A 23,085-nucleotide genomic window follows, 5' to 3' on the forward strand; every position below is an offset into this window, starting at 1 on the left:
AGAAAATTATCTATAGAACAACTTGAAGCATTGGGAGAAGTCTTATTAGACTTTTCTGAAGTGGCTGATTTACAAACTTGGTTAAATCAATCTTAAGAATACAAACCCTTAGACCTCCGCTTTCTTCAAGCGGGTAACTGAGTTGACAACCTGTCAGAAAATTTGAGAATCAATCAAGATACAAATAAAGACAATCGCGAATTGCTGTATGCAATTAGAACTAGTTTATCAGCCCAATAGAGAACAAGCTAAGGAAGAGGGCGACTTGAACAAGGACTTGAAAGAAATTATTTCATTTACACAATGCGCCAAACTTTTTTCGCCAATTGAGTTAGTAATTCCTGGCGTTTTTCAATAGATTCAGTATTCCAGTCACTAAATGGCTCTAAATCTCTTACCGCACGATCGACAGCTGTATTAACACCAATGTTTACTTTCTCTGCTATAGATTTGGTAATTAAAAACTTCGATTTAGGGTAAGCTTTCTTTTTTTCTGTAAATGATTTATTTTTTATTGAGCGATTAATTGATCCTTCAAGTAATGTAAGATTTCCAAGTTTTTGAATATATTTTTCAATTTCAGCAGGTTTATCAAATAAAGATTTATCCTTATTAACTGTTTGAGATAAAATATGTTCTATTTCTACTGTATCATTAATATAATTCTTTAAATCAGTATAAGCTCCAATACTTCCGTATGCTTCTTCATCAATATACTGCGTTAATTTTGCTAAAACGTATTGCAACATTTTCTTTCTAATAGAAGATTTACTGAACTGACGGAAGGCTAGCTCAAACTGTTTAGATAGTTTTTGTTTAGCAGGTTGAAGCTCGTTGAGTATAAATTTTTCTAGCTCTATTTTATTAGAGACCTTACGTAGCTTTCCAGTCCACTGAGTGAATAAGGTTTCGAGCCTGCTAGTACCCTCTCGTGTAACTATATGAACAAATAAAAAATTTTCTATTTCTTGACATAATTCTGTAAAAAGTTCTATTGATAAATGCTGAGATGCTAATAGTAATGTCAAATGTTGTTTGGTAGAAAGGTAAGATATATTTAACAAATAACGATTTAGATGACCATATTTATCTTGTCCATTTTTAAAGTATAAAAAAGCTTGAGCAGAATTAACAAGGCTATCAACGAATTCCAAAGGGTTTTCTGTATACCCGCATATATCTTTATTTTCAACAAACCAATCATATATTCTATCTTCTCTAAGCCGTTCGCCTGACTCATATTTTGCAGTTATAAAGTAACGAAGAAAGCGTAAAGGCTTTTCATCAGCTTTAAATAGTAAGCTAATCATTTTTTTCCATTTACTTTTTAATTTCTCAAAATCCTTACTATTTAAGTGCATAAACATTTGGTTTTTTAGCAAATCCATTGCATCCAAACCTATTCCACGGTTGTTAATTGTTTCAAAAACTGTAAGTGCATGGGATACACTTTTTGTTTCTACACGAACAACCTTTACATTTTGAGTGAAGCGAGCATAAAACTGTTTAATTTCTTGGATATCTTCGTCAAATTTTTCTTTAAAAAAATCTAGAATAAATTTATAAGCTTTTTTAATTTTTTTGATAGAACTAGAATCTGGAACTTCATCAAAATCTTCTTTCATTGCAATTTTTTTCAAAACATCACAACTATCATATTGAAGTTCCACTCTATCTCGAAATACTTCATTTCCATTTTGATCCACAAATGAAGAGGCAATTAACTCTTTCACCGAACCAACAGTTTCTTGTGGTTTGAGCTTTTCTCGATAATCTCTTATAGAACAGAGAATTAAGTATGCAGTTGTCATTCGCTGCTGTCCATCAATTAATTCATAAGCTCTATCTGAACTGCACACAATAATACTGCCTATAAAATACTCCCATCCTGTACCGGATTTGTTTCTCTCAAATTCTTGATAAATATCTTCAAGAAGCTCTCCAACTTGTTTTTCTTCCCAAACATACTCCCGCTGATAAGCTTTAACTACATAAAAATCTTTAAAGAGTTCTCCCAAAGTATAGTCACGAGATTCAATTATCGCCATTTCTGTATCCTGAAAAATAAAAAGTTATGTTTTATAAAATCAAGAATGTTAAACAGTGAATATGAATTGTATGCTACATACTGATAAAATATATAAAATTTACTAAAAATTTACGTAATTCTCATATCTTAAAAAACGATAGCTATGCCAAAAGAAGTTCTTAACTGAACTAGGAGCTTGGTTTACTGCCTCAATTAATAAGATTCTGGCATGAATTTAAGAAAATTGGGAAAAAAAGTAATTTGAGACTTATACCAATTTTCTATGAAGATGCATACAATTAGCCTGCGAAGCGCCCCCTTTGTTTGTATAGCCCCACCCTTCTAGAATGAGGGCAATAATGTGCAACTTCACATAGAATTGGTATTAGTTTATTGAATTGGATAAACTGCGATCGCTCCATTCCCGTTACAAAACTTATTCTCTTAACTGCGAGCTTGCTCCAACCCATTCACCATTAATACGATGGACGACTAGTTATCAACTGCAACAGTTTCAGCAGAGTGACGTATTGGGAAATTGACAGAATTAGCAATAAAGCACATTTTATGAGCTTCTTCGTGCAAACGGGTTGCTGTTTCGATGTTTGCGCTGTTAGCGATCGCCACACGAGGTTTGAGTGTAACCTCAGTAAATCGTCCGCTTCCATTATTTGTCTCTTCCATGACACCAACTGGACGATCGACGTAATCCATGACAACGATTTTTGCACTAGCACACAAATGAAGATACCAGAGCATGTGACAAGCAGAAATTGATGCCAACAGCAGTTCCTCTGGATTATACCGTGTTGGGTCACCACGAAAAGATGGGTCAGACGAGCCATAAATTATAGGTTTGTCTTGACTTTGAATCTCGTGGTTGCGGCTGTATGCTCGGTAATTTGCTGTTCCTTCCCCAAGATTACCAGTCCAAGCGATCGCAACCGAGTAACTGTGAAATTTTGTCATAAGGTCAGAAAAAGTCAGAAAAGGTAGGAAATAGTCTTAAGATGCTTGCAGGGGCTGCAACATTTGCGGAACACGGGAAACAACTCTTGATGACAAGTTATAGAAAAACAACGAGAGACTCTGTTCTCCCCCATGGTAACCAATTGACTGCAAGCAAACGGTAAATAATACCTTATCTACCAAAAGGAAATATTAATTTATGTTAATCAGTCAACATCACCTATTTTTTAAACCTAATTTTAAAATGACTGAAACGATTGAAAACAAAATTTATCTCAAGAATATAACAAACAGTAACAATTTTGAGGCTTCTATTAACAATTTGCCAAAGTTTATCAAAATTCAAATCTTTTAAATTTTTAGATTGAGCGGGATTGGTAAGACAAACCAGGGAATGAAAAGATTTCTTTCCTTTGCCCCTAACCCCTGAACCTTCGCGGAAGAATCAAAGAAAAGGTTATTATGAGCATCTTAGACTTTCCACGCTTGCACTTTCAAGGCTTTGCCCGCACCCACGCCCCCACGGGACATAAAAACGGTTTGGTAGATCTGAGTACCAACACAGTTTATATGAATGGCGAACGTTTCGATCGCAACCGTCCTTTATCTGAATACCACGAATATCTTCAAAGCTTGGGACCTCGGTTTAATGCTGAAGGACAATGGGATGAAAACGGTTCTTTCAGTATGGCAAAGGGATGGGATTTTGGCGGAAACGGTCACTTTGCGATCGAAGCAAAAATTGTCAGTACCCAACGCGAAGCAGGACAAGTTGACCAGCAAGATCCAGCGGTCGGACGCAGCATTGATATGTGGGGACACTTCAATGATTACTTAGCCACAACTTTCAATCGCGCCCGGATCTTTGATTGCGATCCTGCTTCCAATTGGACAACCACAATTATGGTCGGTCAACTGACTTTTGGAAGACAGGGTGTATCCCATGAAGTCCCATATATGCTCTCTGCTCCTGTTGAAGGGATGCAACCCGCTCGCTGGCAAAACTTTAACTACATTCGAGAATTGCCAGAACATCCCTTGAACGGTGAGTTTAAGCGTGCAGAAGTCTATCAATTCGTCATACCCAAAGACGCCAAAGATGTGCTTTGGGGTGAAGAAACAGCACTTTCACCAACCGTTTCCCTATTACGTTCTGCAATGGAGCGAGAAGATGTGTTGGGAGTGGTTGTACAGTTTAGCTTAAGCAATATGTCGGCTCCGTTACAACCCGACTCACCAGTTTTTTGGCATTTACATGGAACTATCGGTTTGTGGTGTGAAGGTGAACTGAAGACTTACCCACAAGGTCGGTTGTTAACTCCCCGTCATATCTTTCAAAATCCGGAAGACAGAACGCTGTCTAACCTGACAGTTGCTATTACCCCTCAAGGCGCTAGCTTGAATATGGTGACAGCAGTCCCTTGCAACGGACGTGCAATTCAAGCAGGACCGGGACCTACTCATGCGATCGCTTCCAAGCTTGACTTGGGTGAGTTGGAACTGCGTACAGTAAAAAGCCAGCGATTGGTAGCACGCATTCCCAAGGAAGCATACCAACAACCAGCACATCAACTGACAAGTGGAATTGTAGACGTACCTTTAGCAGAACCCTTTGAAAATCTGTGTGATGAGATCGAACATCAGGGCTTGTGTATTGTTGGAACACATCCCAACGGTCAGCGACAGATTTTAGTTCGGGAAGAGGAAATTAATCTCCAAGTTAATGATGCTTGCTTGTTTGTTGAATTTCCAGATGAAAAGCGTGGGTTAGACTACTCTGTAGAATTAGAGGTGAGGTCTTTTGTCCGGGGTCGTCCCGCACCTGTGGAAACAGTCTACTTGCACCAATTTTACAATCCTAAAGGTTTGCCGCAGTTACGCTATGACTTCGATCGCAATCCAGAGAATGTCGGGAAAACTTTCCACTTTCCCCAAAGTCTAGACATCGTACATTTCAAACCCGGTAAGCGTGAGGAAATGGGCGATTTTACTGCTAAAAGTACTATCGCAACTGATGAACAAGGACGCGGTTGGGTGACTGTGCGGGGAGTTCAATCGGGGACTGCAAGGGTACTGCTATCAACACGGGCTGACGAAATACCGGGCGATCCTTCACTTACAGACCGAGCGATCGTTAGCTACGATAACGAAGATCGCCTTGGCTTCTGGTCTGGGGCTGGTTCCTTCGCCGTTCGAGTCTTGACTAACGATTGGCACTTAGAAGACATTCCAGATGAGTCAGTAGACTTCAACCTCATTTACAAACATATCCTAGCTTTCTACGAACTTTCCTTTTCCTTCATGAAAGCCGAGGTCTTCAGTTTAGCGGACAAATGCAAGGTCGAAACTTACGCTCGCCTCATGTGGCAAATGTGCGACCCTTGCAACAAAAACAAAACTTATTATATGCCACCCACACGAGATATGTCCCAACCTCAAGCAATGCTTTTGCGTAAATATTTGCAAAACCAACAGCGAGTGGGCTATGTTCCCGAAACCAAGCCAACACCAAAGAGCACTCAACGCACCATTCAAACTCGCGATGAACTCGTAGCCGCCCTGCGACACGCTGCAGAACTTGAGGTTGCAGTGATGTTGCAGTATGTCTACGCAGCATACTCCATTCCCAACTATGTCACGGGTCAAGAGTACGTGCGTCGGGGCTTGTGGACTCCCGAACAACTGCGTCTGGCTTGCGGTGACGGTCAGGAGGGACACGACTATGGAATGCGGGGCGTGTTGTTGGATATCTCCCGTGAAGAAATGGTTCATTTCTTGATGGTTAACAATATATTAATGGCGATTGGCGAACCTTTTTATCCAGCTATACCCAATTGGAATGAAGCGAATCGACGCTTCCCAATTGAAGTGGACTTTGCTCTAGAACCCTTTGGTCCATCTAGCTTGCAACGATTCTTACAATTTGAATTGCCTGACTTTTTAGTTGAAGATTTAGCTCATGAAACTGAACCCAACGATCCTAGCGTTGATCAGCTGCATAGTTATGGTTCGTTGAGCGAACTGTATCGCCAAATTCGTACTGCGATCGAAAATATTCCAGATTTAATTGTTGTTAAAAAGGGTTGCGTTGGTGGCGAACACCACCTATTCTTACGAAAAGATACTAATAAATCTCATCCCGATTATCAGTTCCAAGTAGACGACGTCAACAGTGCTCTCTTTGCCATTGACTTAATTGTCGAACAGGGAGAAGGTTGTGAGGTGGATTCACCTAAGTTTGAAGAATCTCATTACCAAAAATTCCGGCGCATTGCAGATGCACTGGCTCGCGAACAAACCATTGATGCGACTACCGGGCATAAATTACCTTGGACTCCAGCATATCCCGCGTTGCGTAACCCCACGCTCCATCACAAAGATTACAGTTCTACTGTTGTGACTGTTCCCCAAACCAGGGCCGTGATGCAAATTTTTAACGAGTCTTACTATTTAATGATGCAACTGATGGTGCAGCACTTCGGGTTAATGCCTCATGGTAGTATGCGGCGATCGAAGCTGATGAATCCAGCTATTGATGTGATGACAGGTATGATGCGTCCCTTGGGTGAACTGCTGATGACTATGCCTTCTGGGAAACGCGGGAAAACAGCTGGTCCTTCTTTTGAGATTGCCCACCCACCTACATACATTCCCACACCAGAGATTGCATATCAAGCGATCGCAAGTCGATTTGAACGCCTGAGTCATCAAGCAAGAGAATGCGAAGTCATCCCCAGCATGGTTTACGAAATGTTTGATTTCTACGCGAGATATTTTGAGGATTTTGCAAAAAATCCCCAGCACATATTCGGTTAATAAACTTAGGGAAAAGTTATGAATAATATTGAAACAGATGTTCTTATTGTTGGCGGCGGACCAGTCGGGTTATCAACAGCACTTGAATTGCGTTACCAAGGTATCAATTGTATCCTCATAGAGCAATCCGATGGAGTTGTCACTGACCCTAAAGTTAGCACGGTAGGACCCCGCTCTATGGAGCTTTACCGACGATGGAGTATCTCTCAGCACATACGCAATGCTGGATGGCCTGTCGATCATACTTTAGATGTTGCATGGGTAACGGCAGTAGGAGGTTATGAAATATACCGCGTACCTTTTCCATCTTATGCTGAGAGAAGCCTACCTGAATACACGCCAGAACCAGAGCAAGTTTGCCCTCAAAATTTGGTCGCACCCGTTCTGATGGATGCTTTGGGACAATATCCATCAGGAGTTATTAAACTTCTTTGTCGTTTGGAAAGCTTTGAACAAACGGATGAAGAAGTTGTCGCTAAGGTGACAAACATAGATTCAGGAAACACGGAAATCATTCGTGCTAAGTATATGGTGGCTTGCGATGGTGCTCGCAGTATAGTCCGTAAAGCTTGTAACGTTGAAACTCCATCATTCCATCCCACTCAACTGTTTCAAAGCGTTGTCTTTAACGCACCAGAGCTAGCAAGTCAATTGGGCTCGCGCAATGCTATGGTTTTCTTCCTGGTTAACCCCAAGTTACAAGAACCACTCCGCTCTGTCGATGGACGGGGATCGTACCGTCTCATTCTGAAACCAAAAGAAAACGGTGAGTTGCGCGACCCAGAAGAAGCTGTTCGAGAAGCGATCGCGATCGATACCCCCATTGAAATTGTTTCCAATCTCAAATGGTATCTCACCCATCGCGTTGCTGACAAATTCCGCCAAGGGCGCGTGTTCTTTGCAGGCGATTCTGCTCATACACTCTCACCTTCTGGTGGTTTTGGCATGAACACGGGGATATGTGATGCACTCGACCTGGGTTGGAAACTAGCTGCTACCCTCAAAGGTTGGGGCGGAGAAAAATTGCTCGATACCTATGAGATGGAAAGACGTCCTATTGCAGTCCGAAACCTCGAAGAAGCAAATGCTAACCTCCAACGCGGTCAAAAACGTGCTGTTCCCCCAGCAATTACAAGCGATTCTCCCGAAGGCGAAGCAATTCGGAGATCCATGGCTGAAGGTTTAGAGCGCAGTAACGTTAAGCGCGAATTCGACGCACCAGGGGTTCATTTTGGATTCCGTTACGAGTCAGCGATCGTTATCCCTGATGGTACGCCTCCTAACAGCGATCCTTTCCAATGGACTCAAAATAGTTATCCCGGATCGCGAGCACCCCATGCATGGTTAGCACCTGACAAATCTATATTGGATCTTTTTGGTCAAGGGTATGTGCTGCTGTGCTTCCAAGAACAACAAGGAACCGAAGCTTTTGCCAAAGCTTGCTACGACAGACGCGTTCCACTGACAATCACCTTTATCGAAAAACCGGAAATTGCCCAACTTTATGAAAAAGCTTATGTACTCGTGCGACCAGACGGACATGTTGCTTGGAGAAGCGATACTTTACCGAGCGATCCAGGTACTCTTATCGATCGCGTCCGAGGCTACTTTTCATGATGAAACTCTACTATGCCCCAGCCTCATCCTACTCCCAGCGAGTCCTCATCGCTCTTTATGAAAAAGACGCAGCTTTTACACCTATAGAAGTTAATCTTTTTGACAAAGAAGAGCGATCGCAATATACAAAAATTAATCCTTTTGCCAAAATCCCCACGTTAGTAACCGAATCCGGTCAAATACTATTTGAAGCTTGCATCATTATCGAGTATCTCGACCAAAAGTTTCAGAACAAACCCCATCTCATCCCACAAGAGCCAAAGCTAGCTTTAGAGGTACGAATGCTCGAACGGATCGTTGACGCGTACATCAACCGAGGACGTGAAGCGTTATTTTCCGACACTCAGCGTCCGGTGGAAGAACAAGGCAGTAGTGAGATAAAAAAAGCACATCGATTACTAGAGACAGCGTGCTTGCAACTAGAAGAACGATTGTCTGATAGAACTTGGTTGGCTGGGGAAGAGTTTTCCCTTGCAGACTGTGCGGCTGCACCCACCTTAAGTTACCTGCGTATGGTTTACAGCTACAAGCATTTCCCTCAATTAACAAATTACGTTCGGCGTTTGGAATCCAGACCATCTGTGGCAAAAGTTCAAAACTCCGGACGAGAGCAAATGATACAAATGCTGTCTGCGTTAAAAAACCCTCTTGAATTAATGCCATTGGATAATGGCTAATGGCTAATGGTGAGTCCAGCCCTGAAGGCGGGTTTCCCGCCGTAGGGGACTGGTGAGACCAGCCCTGCAGGCGGGTTTCCCGCCGTAGGGGACTGGCGAACCCGAAGGGCGAACCCGAAGGGCGAACCCGAAGGGCGAACCCGAAGGGCTAATGGCTAATGGTAATTAACAATTAGCAATTAGCAATTAGCAATTAGCAATTAACAATTAGCAATTAACAATTAACAACTAACGGAGCCAAAAATGACCGTTTCTACAATTGAAAGACTTAACCCATTTATACCTGAAGTCATCGCAGATCCCTATGCAGTCTATCGGCGCTACAGAGAAGAAGACCCCGTGCATTGGGGAATTTCTGCAAATCCTCAATTGCCTGGTGCTTGGTATATCTTCCGTTATGACGATGTTATGCAAGTGATGGAAGACCGCAGATTTGGTCGCGAAACTTTGAACGAACGAGAGGATGTTGAAACTACGCCAGTACCAACGGCATATAATGCGTTCCTCTCTCTGGTAAGTAACTGGATAGTTTTCCGGGAACCACCCAATCATACACGGCTAAAATCTCTAGCTAGCAAGGCATTCACCCCAAAAATTGTCGAAAACATTCGTCCAGCCATCTACCAAATTGCAGACAATCTGCTGGATAAAGTTCAAAACCGTGGAGAATTGGATTTGGTTGAGGATTTCGCTTTCCCTCTGCCAACCAAGGTAGTTGCTATTATGCTGGGTGCTGACCCAGAAGACCTACCATTGTTTCGTGAATGGGCTCTTGCTATGCAGCATGCCAGTGCTTCCCGTTTGAAACCACCACCAGAAGTTTACGAACAGGCAAACCGTGGTGCTCAATCATTTATCGACTATTTTACTCCTCTAATTGCAGAGCGACGTGCCAATCCACGGGAAGATCTGATCTCAGCTTTGGTTAAGGCTGCTGATGAAGGCGACAAATTGAGTGACTTTGAAATCGTTGCTACTTGTACTCACTTGTTGACGGCGGGACATGAAACTACAATCAATCTGATTGCTAAGGGGACACTGGCGTTACTTCACCATCCAGAAGCACTCAAAAAGTTACGCTCCCACCCCGAATTTATCCCTGCGGCAGTAGAAGAGTTCGTCCGCTACGACACCCCCATCCAGATGGTAACACGTTGGGCTTATGCAGATGTTGAGGTTGGTGGGAAGTTAATCCGGCGCGGGGACAGTGTAGGCGTCATGCTTGGCTCTGCTAACCGAGATCCCGCTCAATTCAAGAATCCCGATGTTCTAGATATACAGCGTCAAGACAACAAACACAGTGCTTATGGCGGCGGTATCCATTACTGTCTTGGTTCGTCGTTAGCCCGCGCTGAGGGTCAAATTGCTATAAATGTCCTGCTCAACCGTTTACCAGAACTTCGTTTGCTAGACGAGAAGATTCAGTGGGCTAACAATATCGTGTTTCACGGTCCCAATCATCTCAGGGTTGCTTTTAATAAACCTGTAGCTTAAGGACGTATCGGGTTAAATAGTTATTGCAAAAGAGCATTTTTCACTCATAGATTCCCGACTTCTTGAAGAAGTCGGGAATTTTGCATGAGGTCATAAAAAGTCAGAAAAGGTCTGAACTCACGCTGGAGAGCTATTTGGTTTCCGAAAACTCTTTAGTTCTTGATGGTAATTAAACATAGATGAGATTCACTTGAGATGTTACGCTCCCAGCCAGAACTGATTCTCAAAGGCAATAGAACTATTGTTGGCAATATTGTAATACATATAAGGATCGAAATGATTGAACAACTTTCAACAAAGCCTGAGAAGAAAACTTGCCCCCATCTTGGAGAAGCTTACCAACCCTTTGCTAATCCACAATTGGAGGAACCTTATTCATTTTATAAACATGCAAGAGTTGAGGAGCCACTATTTTACAGCCCGTTGTTAAACGGCTATGTTCTTACTCGTTATGATGAGATCCTAACTGTATTGAAAGACCCAGCACGCTTTTCTTCGACAGATACTCTCAGCCCGATTGTCGAATTTACGCCTCAGGTGTTTGAAGTACTGCGTCAAGGCTTTCCCTTGGTACGCGATTTGGTTGATAGCGATGGCGAAGAACACAAACGCTTACGCGCTCCTTTGATGAAAGTGTTTGCACCAGAGCGCCTTGAGGCTATGGAAGATTCTATTCGCGCTATTGCTAATAGGCTGGTAGATAGTTTTGTCAATGATGGTCAGGCAGACATCATATCGCAATTTGCTTATCCTCTGCCTCTTGAGGCTATCCTCACTATGTACGGTATCCCATTAGATAGGATGGCAGAACTCAAGCAGTGGTGCTATGACATGAATGCTTTGATATCGTCTTTTCTAACGCCAGAAGAACAGGTGCAATGCGCTCGCAGTATGGTGGCGATGCAGCATTTCGTTGCAGGTTTAATCGAGGAACGACGGAATGCACCTTGCAACGACTTAATTAGCAATGTACTTACCTCTAACCTGAATATGCCGGAGTTGGTGAGAATTTTAATGGGCTTAATACAAGCAGGACATAAGACGAGCTCCCATTTGATTGGGAATGCCTTAAAACTCCTACTGGAACGTCCCCAATCGTGGCAGGCTATTTGTAACGATTTATCGCTCATTCCTGCTGCTTTGGAAGAAGTACTCAGGTACGATGCTCCAGTCCCAACAATGAGTCGCACAACTACCCAAGATGTGGAACTCGCGGGAGTTGAACTACCCAAAGGGACTCGTATCTTTTTGATGTATGCTTCCGCTAACCGCGATGAAACTAAGTACAGTAATAGCGATCGCTTTGAGATTGAACGTTTTAAACAACCACAAGCTCACCATCTCGCATTTGGTCACGGAGTCCATCACTGTATTGGTTCAAATTTAGCTCGTCGCGAAGCAAGAATCGCTCTGGAAATCTTGTCTTCGAGATTGCCAAATCTGCGACTGCGCCCAAACCAAAAATTTACCCACGTGCCAACAATGATCTTCCGTGGTTTTACACGTCTCGAAGTGGAGTGGGATATCCCTCAACAAAGGTGAAACCCATTACATATATCTCTTTCAAACGTTTCTTACTTCAAATAAATATCACATCATAAGGAGTTAATCAAATGAGTATTGTAAAAGGCTTGACAAAAATTATCATTTATGTAAAGGATATGAATACCCAAGCCCGCTTTTATCGCGATGTACTGAACTTGACAGCGATCGACCCGACGAATGTGGATGACTACAAGGATGTAATTTGGGTAGAGTTTGCCACAGGGGAATGCAGCCTAGTGCTCCATCTAGACAAAGAGAAGCCACTCGGTCAGGATAGACCAAAGCTCGCATTTAGCGTCAATGACATGGAAACTGCTCACAAGATGTTGACTGAGCGCGGTGCAAAATTAAGTGATATTCGTTCCCGCAGACCTGGGTTAAAAGTAGCGGATGGTTTTGACCCAGAAGGTAACCCTTTCTCGATTTACTATCAAGAGTCATAAAAAGACAGAAAAAGTCAGAAAAGGTCTGAACTCAAGCTATAAAGCGATTCCGTTTGCGAAAAGCACTCAGCCATAGCTGTTAATTAACAATAGATGATTCACAAGGTTGCTTCATCCTTGGTGGAAATATTTCTTTCTAGATTTTTTGTAAGTTTAAGAGACGAAAAAATGGATAACGTTGATACCCTGCAAGCACACAATCTAGCGTTCAATGACCAACAAGATGAACAATTGAGTGAGGAGAAAGGAATAGAAAAACAGCAAAAGACTTGCCCTCATCTTGGAAAAGAGTTTCACCCCTTTGTTAATCCATTACTGGATAACCCTTATCCCTTCTATAAGCATGCTAGAAATGAAGAACCAATCTTTTTCAGTTCACTATTGAATGCTTATGTTCTGACGCGATATGAAGATGTTTTAACAGTACTGAAAGATCCAGTACGATTTTCTTCTGCACAAAGTCTCCAATCTGTTGGCGACTTTGCTCCTGAGACAATTGAAGTGTTGCGTCAAGGCTTTCCCGTTGTTTCACTTATTGGTAGTGATGGCGAACAACACAGGCGCTTCCGTGCTCCTTTTTTGAAAGCTTTCGCCACAGAAAAACTAGTCGCTATGGAAGGCTCAACTCGTGCGATCGCTAACAGATTGGTAGACAATTTTATCAATGATGGTCAGGTAGAAATCTTATCAAAGTTTGCTTATCCTCTGCCCCTTGAAGTTATCTTCAATATGTACGGTGTTCCTTTAAATAAGATGGCAGAAGTGAAGCATTGGGGTAGTGAAGTTACAGCTTTGTTTTCTACACCTTTAACGCCAGAACGACAAGTTGAGTGTGCTCGCAGCTATGTTGATTTACAGCATTTTATGGCACGTTTAGTTGAAGAACGACACATTTCACCTAACGGCGACATGATTAGCGATCTATTAACTAGTGACTTAACTGTACCAGAGATAGTGCTGCTTTTATGTGAGATGATTGTAGCAGGACATAAAACAACTGCTAATTTAATTGGCAAAGCTTTAAAACTTTTGTTAGAACAGCCTGAGTTGTGGCAAAGCCTCTGTGATGAACCATCTCTTATTCCTATTGCACTAGAAGAGGTATTGAGGTACGATACTCCAGCTGCATCAATGATTCGGGTTACTACACAAGAGGTTTCCCTCGCCGGAGCCACATTACCTAAGGACACGCGCATCCTTTTGCTGTATGGTTCTGCCAATCGTGATGAAAATCAGTATCCTGATAGCGATCGCTTCAACATTGAACGTTTCAAACAGACACCTGTTAACCATCTCGCATTTAGTCATGGAGTTCATCACTGCACGGGTTCTAATTTGGCTCGTCGGGAAGGACGGATTGCTCTAGAAGTTTTGTCTTCACGCCTGCCAAATCTCCGGCTTCGTCCGAACCAACAACTAACACATATTCCTGCATTGCTTAACCGAGGTTACGCACAACTCTATTTGGAGTGGGACAGGGCTTAATGAGTGGAGTACCGGACTTGAGCATTGTGCGATCGCAAGTTAAGCCAACTCTTCACTTTTATCTCACAGCGATTGATAACTTTTACTAAAGTGTTGTTACTCCATACAAAGTTTCGTACTACTATAACTTTTGTCTTTGTTAATAACTCCTTATAACTAAGACAAAAGTTCTATTGAATCAATAGATTTTGCTAATTGGCAACTAGAAATATTTGCCAAACAATTTGAGGAATATATTTCTCTATAATAAATATATTGATTTTTTTGAGATTCTTCATCTCACAAGCACAAAATCGTATTTTTGATTTTCCTTCCAACTCACATTTTTTAGAAAATCTTTGCAAATTAAGGAAGAAAACGGATGAGTTCTTCTATAAGTCCAACCAAAATCAAACCTGCAAGTAAGATATACCAGGATAAAAACTTTTACATTATTAATGCGATAACACTTATAGCAATTTTGGGTGGAACAATTTTTAATCCAGCACTACCAACTATATCAAAAGTTTTTAGTGTTTCCAGCGAACAGGTGTCATTGGTTGCAACGCTCTTTCAATTCCCTGGTGCGATTGTAACTCCAATCTTTGGAGTTTTAGCTGACACTTTTGGTAGAAAGCAAATCTTAGTACCTTCCCTACTTATATTTGCTTTGGGTGGAACTTTAAGCGGCTTTGCCCAAAGCTTTCGCAGTCTTTTAGAATGGAGACTTATACAAGGTATTGGTACTGCAAGCTTAGAATCTTTACAACTGACTATAATTGGCGATCTCTACAGAGGAAAACAGCTGGGCTCTGTTATGGCGTTTAATGCTGGATTAATCGGCATAAGTTCCGCACTTTTTCCTCTCATTGGTGGACTTTTAGCTGGTTTTAGCTGGCGGTATCCATTCATAGTATCATTGCTTGCCATTCCGATTGCTCTGTTGGTATTATTCACACTCAAACTGCCAAAGCAACAAACCAACCAGCAAAATTTTCAACTAAAACCTTATCTCCAAAGTACCTGGAGTAGCATTAACAACCGCCAAGTTGTAGGGCTGATGTTTGCAGTGATGGTACAATTCATGCTGCAAGTAGGAGCTTGCTTAACTTACATTCCAATTTTGGCAGGAAATGAGTTAGGGGCATCTGAAGCTTTTAATGGTTTTCTGCTGACTGCTATATCGCTTGCTGTTGCTGTTGTTGCTTCTCAACTAGGACGGCTGACACAGAAATTTTCTGAAATTAAGCTTATCAAATTTTCTTTTATTCTTGCTGCTATTGCATTCCTGATTGTTCCCTTTGTTCATAACGTATGGCTGCTATTTATCCCGATTGTGTTAATTGGTGCAGCCCAAGGTCTTGCGTTTCCATCCACGCAAGCGTTGCTAGCAGGGCTTGCTGCACAAGAATCTCGAGCCGGTTTTATGGCAGTAAATTCAACAGTACAATCCTGGGGACAAACACTTGGTCCTTTGCTTGGAAGCATTGTTGATATGATTTTAGGAACGCGGGCGGTTTTTGCAACTAGTGCGGTTATTTCATTAATCGCATTAGTCATTTTCAATGCTCTGCTAGCAACTAAAAAACCAAGCCCCAGTCCTTCGTCGGATAGTCCTTCGGTTGCTCTCAGCTTTGTGAATGCAGAACAAGTTAGTTTCGAGCCTAGCTTTGTTGAAGTTCCCACAGTTGCAGAAAAACCTGTTGCCAGATTATTCCATGTTCAAAGCAATAAAGTTATTGAATTACCCGATAATTTCTCTCTCATTCGCATAGGAAAACCTAACAAACGCAGCTTTCCTGATATCGATTTATCTGGATTACCCAATTCTGATATTGTTTCTCGGATTCATGCAGAAATTAAATTTGAGGGAGGAGAATACTACATTCAAGATATGGGCAGTTCTAATGGAACTTACATTAATAAATATCCTCTATTACCCGGAATTTGGTATAAGTTAAAGCCCGGTTTGACCTTCAGTATCGGTAGGCGAGATGCAGTCTCTTTTAAATTTCAAATTGCTTAATGAGTTATATCGTGTTCGGATAATGGCTTACGATTAAAAATTAAGCATGTCGCCGCGTATCCCAATCTCCGCGTCATTCTTATCGTCATTACTTAGGCGAACCTGGTATTAGTGGTTAGTGGTTAGCAGGCAATTATTCATGAAATTAGACTAACAATGGATAATCCACAATCCTAGCAATGTATAAATTCCTATCGATTCCCGACTTCTTGAAGAAGCCGGGAATTTTGTAGAAAGTCAGTACCCGTGAAAATTAATTTTCTCTTCATGTTGCCTGAAATACCTGTGTAATCGTGATTCTAGGTTCTAGAGATATATAAATAAATTGACCTAGCTACTCAATTGTAGACAAGAGTCATAAAAAGACAGAAAAGGTCTGAAAAGGTCTGAACTTAAGCTCCAGAGCTATTTAATTTGCGAAAATGCTTCAATTCTGGATGTTGGTTAAATACAGAAGACAATCACTGAAAAGTATCACCAACAACTACTAACTACTATGAAATTTCAACAAGATAAATCAAATCCTATCTATAAAGATAACAATCTCTATATCATCATCAGTATAACACTGATATCAGTTATGGGTGTGATGGCTATCAATCCAGCACTACCAGCCATTGGGGAAGCTTTTAAGGTTCCAGATGAACAAATTGGATTGGTGATGGCAAGCTTTCTGATCCCAATTGCAATTGGAACTCCAATCTTTGGCATTTTGGCTGACCGTATTGGTAGAAAGAAAATCCTTATTCCTTCTTTACTGCTGTTTGCACTTGGCGGAATTTTAAGTGCTTTTGCACGGGATTTTCGCAGTTTATTAGAGTGGAGATTTTTGCAAGGCGTTGGCGCTGCTAGTTTGGAGTCTTTGTCTCTTACTGTCATTGCGGATGTTTACTCTGGGAAGATGTTGACTGCTGCTATGGCATTTAACGCCAGTATGATTGGCATTAGTGCAACAGTTTATCCTCTCGTTGGGGGTGGATTGGCGCAACTTAGTTGGCAATACCCATTTTTACTCTCATTTCTTGCTCTCCCAATTGCGTTATTAGCGTTGACAAAGCTAAAACTACCAAAAACGCAAAGCCAAAGGTCTGTTGAAGATTTCAATATCAAAGCTTATGTGAGCAGTACTTGGCAAAGTATTAACAACCGTTCTGTATTAGTGCTGTTGTTTGCGGTATTGTCTTTATTTATCTTAGAATTTGGTGCTTGTTTTATCTGCATTCCACTTTTAGCGGCGAATCATCTCGGTGCATCTGGTGCAGTCATTGGTATTATCCTTGCCAGTATGGAAATAACTCTTGCTTTGTTTGCTTCTCAATTGGGGCGCTTTGCTCAGAAGTTCTCGGAAGTTACACTTATTAAAATCTCGTTCGTCATCTGTGCTGTAGCACTATTCATTGCTCCCTTAATAAGTAATGTGTGGTTGCTTTTTATCCCCGTGCTTATCTTTGGTGCAGGTCTTGGTATTGCACTACCATCTATCCAAACAGTCTTTGCACGTCTTGCACCAGAGGATAATCGTGCTGGATTTATGGCAATGAATGTGACTCTCCAATCTTTGGGAAGGGCGCTTGGTCCCGCTTTAGTCGGTATTGCCTTTGGATTTATAGGAGTTCAAGGAGCTTTATATGCTAGCGCTATTTTTTCCCTGGTTACATTCATAGTGCTGAATTCTTTCCTAGTAGGAACAGTACACAAACCTGAGTTGAGCCGGAAAGGTGAGCATTACATCGGGTAAATGAATAATTATGTAGGTCAACCAAAAGTCAGACAGGGGTGGATCGTTTCCCCCCTACTTAATAAACCAGAAATGATTCATAACAAATAAATTCTATGTATCTCTTAAAAAAAAGCTTATTAATTTTTAACAATTTAACTTTAGCTAAAAAACTGACTGCACTCCTGTTACTTGTATTTATTGAAGGAATTGCTCTAAGCGGAATAGCTTTAGCTGGCGTTTTAAATTACAAAACTCAAGACGAAATTAGCTCAAGCGCCTGGTTATTGCTTCAGACTATCAACTCTGTTCGCTCTTATACAACAACTGAAGTCGTTCCTCAATTACAACCTCGTTTGGATAATAGTGAGTTTTTACAGCAGGCAATTCCAGCTTATTCCTCACGAAAAGTCTTGGAAGATTTACAAAAGAAAAATGAAAGATTCAAAGACTTTCTTTATAAAGAAGCAATGCTAAATCCTACAAATATTCGAGATAAAGCCGATACTTTTGAAGCGACAATTGTTAAAGAATTTCAAAAGAATAAAAATCTGAAAAACTTGTCAGGGTTTCGTTCTCTTTTGGGAAAAAACTTTTTTTACATTGCGCTCCCTCTATCTATCACTGAATCTAGTTGCTTGCAGTGTCACAGCACACCTGATGTTGCTCCTAAAACAATGATTGATATGTATGGCGATCGCAATGGGTTTGGTTGGAAATTAAATATGGTCAATGGTGCTCAAATTGTTTCTATTCCCGCTAATGAAGTTTTACAAAAAGCTCGACAGTCGCTGGTTATAGTCATGGGAATTGTTACTCTGATTTTTGCCAGTGCTATTTATATAGCTAATTTTTGGCTGAAACGTTATGTTGTTAGACCTATTAAACAGGTTGTTCGGGTAACAGAAGCAGTCAGTACTGGTAATTTTGATGTTGAGTTTGAGAAGGTAGCAAATGATGAAATAGGTAGCTTGATAGAAGCTTTTACACGTATGAAGTTGAGTTTAGTTATGGCAATTAGAAGGTACGAGCGTTACCGAATAGTCAATCGAGAAGAACATGGAAAATAGGGTAAGTAAGCTTTGGTCCATATAATTTGTAGATTCTCAAACTGGGGAAAAATTAATCAACACCCTCCCCCTCTCTCTGTCAGTCAACATGAGAAAATTTAAGGGCGCACAGCTTAGAGGATATTTTAGTAGAAAACATAATATTTGTCCTGTGAATTTTCTTCTAAAAAAAATTAGAGAAAAAATCTCACAAGTGAGAATTTCCGTAAAAATCCCATAGTCGAGCTTAAGGACAATTTTGTATATTAATTTCAATGGATTTCTTAAAAAAGTTAATTTTTTTCTGACTTGTTGCAGCTTTGCGTGGAAAAAAAACTTATGCAAGAAGTCTGATGAACAGACATCATACAAGAAGTACATTAATGAAAAAGCTTGATTTTTTATCCAAGTTAGATGTAAATGAAACTCAAATAGAGTACGAGCTAGTTTTAGATTCTTATACAATTGTTTTCTGGCATTTATTTAATATATGGGAAAACATTTCCCCTAATTTCAAAATAGAAATCAATCAAGTAATTAATATTGAATTTGCTAAAATATTTTATGAGTATTATAAATATCATCATAAAATATTTAAATTAACAAAAATTGAAGACCTTGAAGATTTTTGGCTTGAGGATAGTTGGAGAAAATCACCAATTTTACACAAATCTCTCAATCTACCTGCTATAAAAAATTCCATAGCTATTGGTATTCAAAACATTATCTCACCTATTGCCATTACATTATTTGGAGATGATGATGTACAAGTCAAAACAGGTCAATTTAGTAAAGAATTGGCTAATTACGTAACAAGTTACGCTCTTGTATCTACCTTAAGTAACAAGATAGGTAAGCCAAAGAGACGGGAGATTAAAGAAGACTTTATAGTAAGAGCCGAGTGTATACTTCGAGAAATTTTAAAAGAAAAATTAAATGTTTAACAACCGTTTGAATAAGAAAGAGTATAGAGTTACCATCATACTTCAAGCGGGCTTTTCAGCCCGCTTTACAAGAAAGAGATTTAAACTCTAGCAGCAGCGACAGTTGGCGGATTTACCTTTAACCGCTTAAACATCGCCTCCCTCGCTTGCATAGCTAAGGTATCATCTAGAGGTGACAGGGTAATGGGCTGTTGATACTTCAACCGCAATGCAGTTTGAATCAGCCAATCAGCAACAAAGGGATTTTTTGGTAACAAAGGACCGTGGGAATAAGTTGCGATCGCATTCTGATAAAAAGCCCCTTCTGTTCCATCTTCACCGTTGTTACCCAATCCACAAACAACACGCCCGAGGGCTTCCACTTTTCCTAGCTTGGTGCGTCCCCCATGATTTTCAAAACCAATCAAATAGGGCTTGCTACCCGTCATCTCCTCCAAGTCCCGTGCTAAACGAGTTGCACTGACTTCTATAACCAAATTACCGATACAACGCCGCACATTTTCGCCTGGATGTACGGACACCATATCTAATATGCCCAAGCCTTCAATTCGTTGTCCAAACCCAGGTTCATAATAATGTCCCAACAACTGGGGCGAACCACAAGTAAACACTCCAGGAGTCCCATTTTCTATTTTCTCCCGCATAGCTTCTGCTTTCGCACCTTGTAAATCGCGCATGACAATTTCTTGTTGACGATCCTGTGCGCCACCACCCACAATAACATCCACCGAACGAATATCCTCTGCAGTAGAACTTTGATCGAGAGGTAATACGCGGACACTATACCCCCGCCACTGACTCCGGCGTTCTATACAAATAACATTACCGCGATCGCCGTAAGTACTCATCAGTTTTGGATAAAGCCAACCAATTGTTAATTCATATTGTTGATTATTCATAAAATTCCTTTGGTTAATTGCTAATTGCTAATTGCTAATTGCTAATTGCTAATTGCTAATGGTCAAAACACTATTAGCTGTTAGCTATTAGCTATTAGCATATTTATAATATTTTTCTGCCAGTTAGAACTTCTCTCACTTCTAGCATGGCGGAATAGGTGGGGAGGATGTGTAATGTTTCATTATCTGGAGTGTTTTCCAGTGCGGTTGCGATCGCTTGGCGCAAATCTTCTTCTACTATCAGTTTAAAATGGCTTTCAGGTGTCTTTTCGCTATAGCGGAGGCGCAGTGCCATATCGTAAACGCGATCGCCACTGACAACTAAAGTCCCTCCTCGCTCTACTAATTTTTCTGTATCGACATCCCAAATCCAAGACACATCTGTTCCATCTGGTATTCGATCGTTTAAGACAAGCAATGTTGTTTTGTCACTGCTTTGAGTCACTACTCGAATTGTTTCATTTGTTCCTACAGGATTTTTTGATAGTAGAATTCGGACTCGCTTCCCGTTAATTTCTAATTCTTCTGCACGACCAAATGCAGCTTGAAAGTTATTAATTGTATCGCGAATAGTTGCCTCATCTACACCTAATTCAATGGCAGCAGTAGCAGCAGCTAATGTATTGTATTTGTTGTACAAACCAACAAGAATTTGCGACCATTCATTACTATTTAGTTTCGGTTGGCTTCTTTGAAAACCGCATTTGGGACAGAGAAAATCTCCTAAGTGCGACAGATACACTCCTTTGTAGTTGAGGGAATGTCCGCAGCTAGGACAAAAGATGGAATCGACAGCGTGAGGGATTTCTTCTAAATAATTCTCCGGTTCATTCAAGCCAAAGAATAACACTTTTTGGGGTAATTGCTGACCGAGAAGCGATAGTGTGGGATCGTCAGCGTTGGGAATAACGACTGTTTCTCGCGGTAAGGTAGAAATCACTTTTGTCCAGCGCTTGCTAATGACATCGACTTCCCCATATCTATCCAATTGGTCGCGAAATAGATTCAAGCAAAGAACGATCCGAGGCTGAATCGGTGCTAACACCTTCGGTATGATATTCTCGTCTACTTCTAATATTGCGTAATCAACGTCCAATTCACCTACTATGTTGGTAGATTCCAACATCGCAGTCATCAGACCATTTTCCAAATTAGCGCCTGTGGAGTTATGAGCAACTCGATATCCTTTGCGTTCCAGTATTGTGCGTAGAAGCAGCGATGTCGTAGTTTTGCCGTTGGTTCCAGCAATGAGAATCACTCCATTTTTTACTTGCTTGCTCAATAATTGCAAGAGGCGCGGTTCAATGCGACGGGCGATGGAACCCGGTAAAACACTCGCCGCACCCAGTCGCAGCGATCGCACCACAAACGTTACACTTTTTGCAACTGAGACAGCCAAACCCAGCCGCAGTCTATCTATAAGTTGAATTTTGTTTCCCACATCAGTATCCTAATTTTTTGGCAGTTAATAACTTATAACCCATGAGGGGGAGTAGGGAGTAGGGAGTGGGAGACGAGGGAGACAAAGTAGAATTTTCTCCCTCGTCTACCATGTCTGTTCCCTTCTTCCTTGTCTTGACCATTCCCCAATCCCCAAAAGACGTTATCCTAAAACTTGGTGGCAGGTGTCATTATAATTCCACCCCAGTTTGCGATATTCAGCACAAACTTAGGAAAAACAAACATAAAAAGGTTCTTTTGAATGAATGGCATCAAGTGGCAATTTTTACACAATCTCATTCCAGACTGGCGGCGGGTTTTGTCAGTGTTCTTACTCCTTTCCTGCTTGTTATTTATTCATACACAATCGGCATTTGCAGGTCTAAAAGACGACAGATACGATGGCAACATTTTTGTGGTTTATGCCGGTAACGGCTCATTAGTTCCCCCTAAAGCAACACTCTCCCAAGCTATATCAGAGCATAAACCTGCCCTGCTATTTTTCTACGTAGAGGACAGCAGTGATTGCAAGCAATATGCCCTAATTGTTTCAAGAGTACAGGAATTTTACGGTCGGGTAACAGAGATCATCCCTGTCAATGTGGACGCCTTACCAATTAAAGCAACTTATGACCCTACAGAAGCAGGTTATTACTATTCTGGAGGTGTTCCTCAAGTCGTGGTCTTCGATCGCTCGGGTCAAGTCCTTCTTAACAAGAAGGGTCAAGTCCCTTATGAAGAAATAGATGACAAATTTAGGGTTGTGTTTGATTTATTACCTCGTTCCGAATCAGTGCAATTAAAGAGACGCTCCTTTAATGAGTTAAACAGCGAGCTAACCAGTCAATGACTTTTGGGGCAGGCAAAATAGTCTGCCCTATCTTTTAGTAATATTAAATACATCTAAAAATATGAGTTCAGGGATAATATATAAGAGAATCCTAAGTGATGAATGC

General features: G+C 41.1%; 17 protein-coding genes. 13 read left to right on the plus strand and 4 right to left on the minus strand.

Going from position 1 to position 23,085, the window contains the following annotated elements; all coding sequences use genetic code 11:
• Window positions 1-30: 30 nt before the first annotated feature.
• Window positions 31-96: a DUF4351 domain-containing protein gene (locus HC643_RS09825; RefSeq protein WP_419723336.1), complete on the plus strand. Its 66-nt coding sequence runs from the start codon at window positions 31-33 to the stop codon at window positions 94-96.
• A 200-nt stretch (window positions 97-296) separates the two neighbouring features.
• On the opposite strand, the gene HC643_RS09830 is transcribed toward HC643_RS09825, so the two are convergent.
• Together HC643_RS09830 and HC643_RS09835 are read right to left on the minus strand one after the other, a co-directional pair.
• Complete coding sequence (locus HC643_RS09830; RefSeq protein ID WP_038075826.1) at window positions 297-2,048, minus strand: DUF262 domain-containing protein; 1,752 nt, start codon at window positions 2,046-2,048, stop codon at window positions 297-299.
• Window positions 2,049-2,521: 473 nt separating this feature from the next.
• Window positions 2,522-2,998 carry an OsmC family protein gene (locus HC643_RS09835; RefSeq protein WP_038075828.1) on the minus strand — a complete coding sequence of 159 codons (477 nt, stop codon included), beginning with the start codon at window positions 2,996-2,998 and terminating at the stop codon, window positions 2,522-2,524.
• Between the two features lie 462 nt (window positions 2,999-3,460).
• On the opposite strand from HC643_RS09835, the gene HC643_RS09840 reads away from it, so the two are divergent.
• From HC643_RS09840 to HC643_RS09890, 11 genes are all read left to right on the plus strand, one after another.
• A complete protein-coding gene (locus HC643_RS09840; protein ID WP_038075831.1) occupies window positions 3,461-6,814 on the plus strand; it encodes a ferritin-like domain-containing protein in 3,354 nt (1,117 codons plus the stop codon).
• 18 nt (window positions 6,815-6,832) lie between these two features.
• Window positions 6,833-8,431 carry an FAD-dependent monooxygenase gene (locus HC643_RS09845; protein ID WP_038075840.1) on the plus strand — a complete coding sequence of 533 codons (1,599 nt, stop codon included), beginning with the start codon at window positions 6,833-6,835 and terminating at the stop codon, window positions 8,429-8,431.
• Entirely contained in the window at window positions 8,431-9,108 is a 678-nt protein-coding gene (locus tag HC643_RS09850) for a glutathione S-transferase family protein (RefSeq protein WP_038076099.1), read from the plus strand. The genes HC643_RS09845 and HC643_RS09850 overlap by 1 nt, the downstream gene beginning before the upstream one ends.
• Before the next feature lie 243 nt (window positions 9,109-9,351).
• Window positions 9,352-10,602 carry a cytochrome P450 gene (locus HC643_RS09855; protein WP_038084538.1) on the plus strand — a complete coding sequence of 417 codons (1,251 nt, stop codon included), beginning with the start codon at window positions 9,352-9,354 and terminating at the stop codon, window positions 10,600-10,602.
• A gap of 276 nt (window positions 10,603-10,878) precedes the next feature.
• Entirely contained in the window at window positions 10,879-12,144 is a 1,266-nt protein-coding gene (locus tag HC643_RS09860; protein WP_038084555.1) for a cytochrome P450, read from the plus strand.
• Window positions 12,145-12,215: 71 nt separating this feature from the next.
• Window positions 12,216-12,590, plus strand: a complete 375-nt coding sequence (locus tag HC643_RS09865) for a VOC family protein (protein WP_038084540.1) — start codon at window positions 12,216-12,218, stop codon at window positions 12,588-12,590.
• A 168-nt stretch (window positions 12,591-12,758) separates the two neighbouring features.
• Window positions 12,759-14,075: a cytochrome P450 gene (locus tag HC643_RS09870; protein WP_082051774.1), complete on the plus strand. Its 1,317-nt coding sequence runs from the start codon at window positions 12,759-12,761 to the stop codon at window positions 14,073-14,075.
• A 361-nt stretch (window positions 14,076-14,436) separates the two neighbouring features.
• Window positions 14,437-16,080 (plus strand): MFS transporter, encoded by a 1,644-nt coding sequence (locus HC643_RS09875; RefSeq protein WP_038084543.1) that lies wholly within the window; start codon window positions 14,437-14,439, stop codon window positions 16,078-16,080.
• A 496-nt stretch (window positions 16,081-16,576) separates the two neighbouring features.
• Window positions 16,577-17,818, plus strand: a complete 1,242-nt coding sequence (locus tag HC643_RS09880) for an MFS transporter (protein ID WP_038084546.1) — start codon at window positions 16,577-16,579, stop codon at window positions 17,816-17,818.
• 95 nt (window positions 17,819-17,913) lie between these two features.
• Window positions 17,914-18,867, plus strand: a complete 954-nt coding sequence (locus HC643_RS09885; RefSeq protein WP_050046167.1) for a c-type heme family protein — start codon at window positions 17,914-17,916, stop codon at window positions 18,865-18,867.
• A 362-nt stretch (window positions 18,868-19,229) separates the two neighbouring features.
• A complete protein-coding gene (locus tag HC643_RS09890) occupies window positions 19,230-19,790 on the plus strand; it encodes a hypothetical protein (RefSeq protein ID WP_050046166.1) in 561 nt (186 codons plus the stop codon).
• 80 nt (window positions 19,791-19,870) lie between these two features.
• Here the strand turns inward: HC643_RS09890 and HC643_RS09895 are convergent, their stop codons facing one another.
• Both HC643_RS09895 and HC643_RS09900 read right to left on the minus strand, forming a co-directional pair.
• A complete protein-coding gene (locus tag HC643_RS09895) occupies window positions 19,871-20,689 on the minus strand; it encodes a type 1 glutamine amidotransferase (protein WP_038084552.1) in 819 nt (272 codons plus the stop codon).
• A 103-nt stretch (window positions 20,690-20,792) separates the two neighbouring features.
• A complete protein-coding gene (locus HC643_RS09900) occupies window positions 20,793-22,130 on the minus strand; it encodes a Mur ligase family protein (RefSeq protein ID WP_038081885.1) in 1,338 nt (445 codons plus the stop codon).
• Between the two features lie 261 nt (window positions 22,131-22,391).
• On the opposite strand from HC643_RS09900, the gene HC643_RS09905 reads away from it, so the two are divergent.
• On the plus strand, window positions 22,392-22,979 hold the full coding sequence (locus HC643_RS09905; protein ID WP_038081884.1) for a thylakoid membrane photosystem I accumulation factor: 588 nt from the start codon (window positions 22,392-22,394) through the stop codon (window positions 22,977-22,979).
• The last annotated feature ends 106 nt before the right edge of the window (window positions 22,980-23,085 follow it).

This window comes from Tolypothrix bouteillei VB521301, from assembly GCF_000760695.4.
Taxonomy (GTDB): Bacteria; Cyanobacteriota; Cyanobacteriia; order Cyanobacteriales; family Nostocaceae; genus Scytonema; species Scytonema bouteillei_A.

Coding starts and splice junctions, on each gene's coding strand:
- HC643_RS09875 (WP_038084543.1), top strand. CDS start 14,437: ATGAGTTCTTCTATAAGTCCAACCAAAATCAAACCTGCAAGTAAGATA.
- HC643_RS09865 (WP_038084540.1), top strand. CDS start 12,216: ATGAGTATTGTAAAAGGCTTGACAAAAATTATCATTTATGTAAAGGAT.
- HC643_RS09890 (WP_050046166.1), top strand. CDS start 19,230: ATGAAAAAGCTTGATTTTTTATCCAAGTTAGATGTAAATGAAACTCAA.
- HC643_RS09840 (WP_038075831.1), top strand. CDS start 3,461: ATGAGCATCTTAGACTTTCCACGCTTGCACTTTCAAGGCTTTGCCCGC.
- HC643_RS09895 (WP_038084552.1), bottom strand. CDS start 20,689: ATGAATAATCAACAATATGAATTAACAATTGGTTGGCTTTATCCAAAA.
- HC643_RS09905 (WP_038081884.1), top strand. CDS start 22,392: ATGAATGGCATCAAGTGGCAATTTTTACACAATCTCATTCCAGACTGG.
- HC643_RS09880 (WP_038084546.1), top strand. CDS start 16,577: ATGAAATTTCAACAAGATAAATCAAATCCTATCTATAAAGATAACAAT.
- HC643_RS09830 (WP_038075826.1), bottom strand. CDS start 2,048: ATGGCGATAATTGAATCTCGTGACTATACTTTGGGAGAACTCTTTAAA.
- HC643_RS09845 (WP_038075840.1), top strand. CDS start 6,833: ATGAATAATATTGAAACAGATGTTCTTATTGTTGGCGGCGGACCAGTC.
- HC643_RS09870 (WP_082051774.1), top strand. CDS start 12,759: ATGGATAACGTTGATACCCTGCAAGCACACAATCTAGCGTTCAATGAC.
- HC643_RS09860 (WP_038084555.1), top strand. CDS start 10,879: ATGATTGAACAACTTTCAACAAAGCCTGAGAAGAAAACTTGCCCCCAT.
- HC643_RS09850 (WP_038076099.1), top strand. CDS start 8,431: ATGAAACTCTACTATGCCCCAGCCTCATCCTACTCCCAGCGAGTCCTC.
- HC643_RS09835 (WP_038075828.1), bottom strand. CDS start 2,998: ATGACAAAATTTCACAGTTACTCGGTTGCGATCGCTTGGACTGGTAAT.
- HC643_RS09885 (WP_050046167.1), top strand. CDS start 17,914: ATGTATCTCTTAAAAAAAAGCTTATTAATTTTTAACAATTTAACTTTA.
- HC643_RS09855 (WP_038084538.1), top strand. CDS start 9,352: ATGACCGTTTCTACAATTGAAAGACTTAACCCATTTATACCTGAAGTC.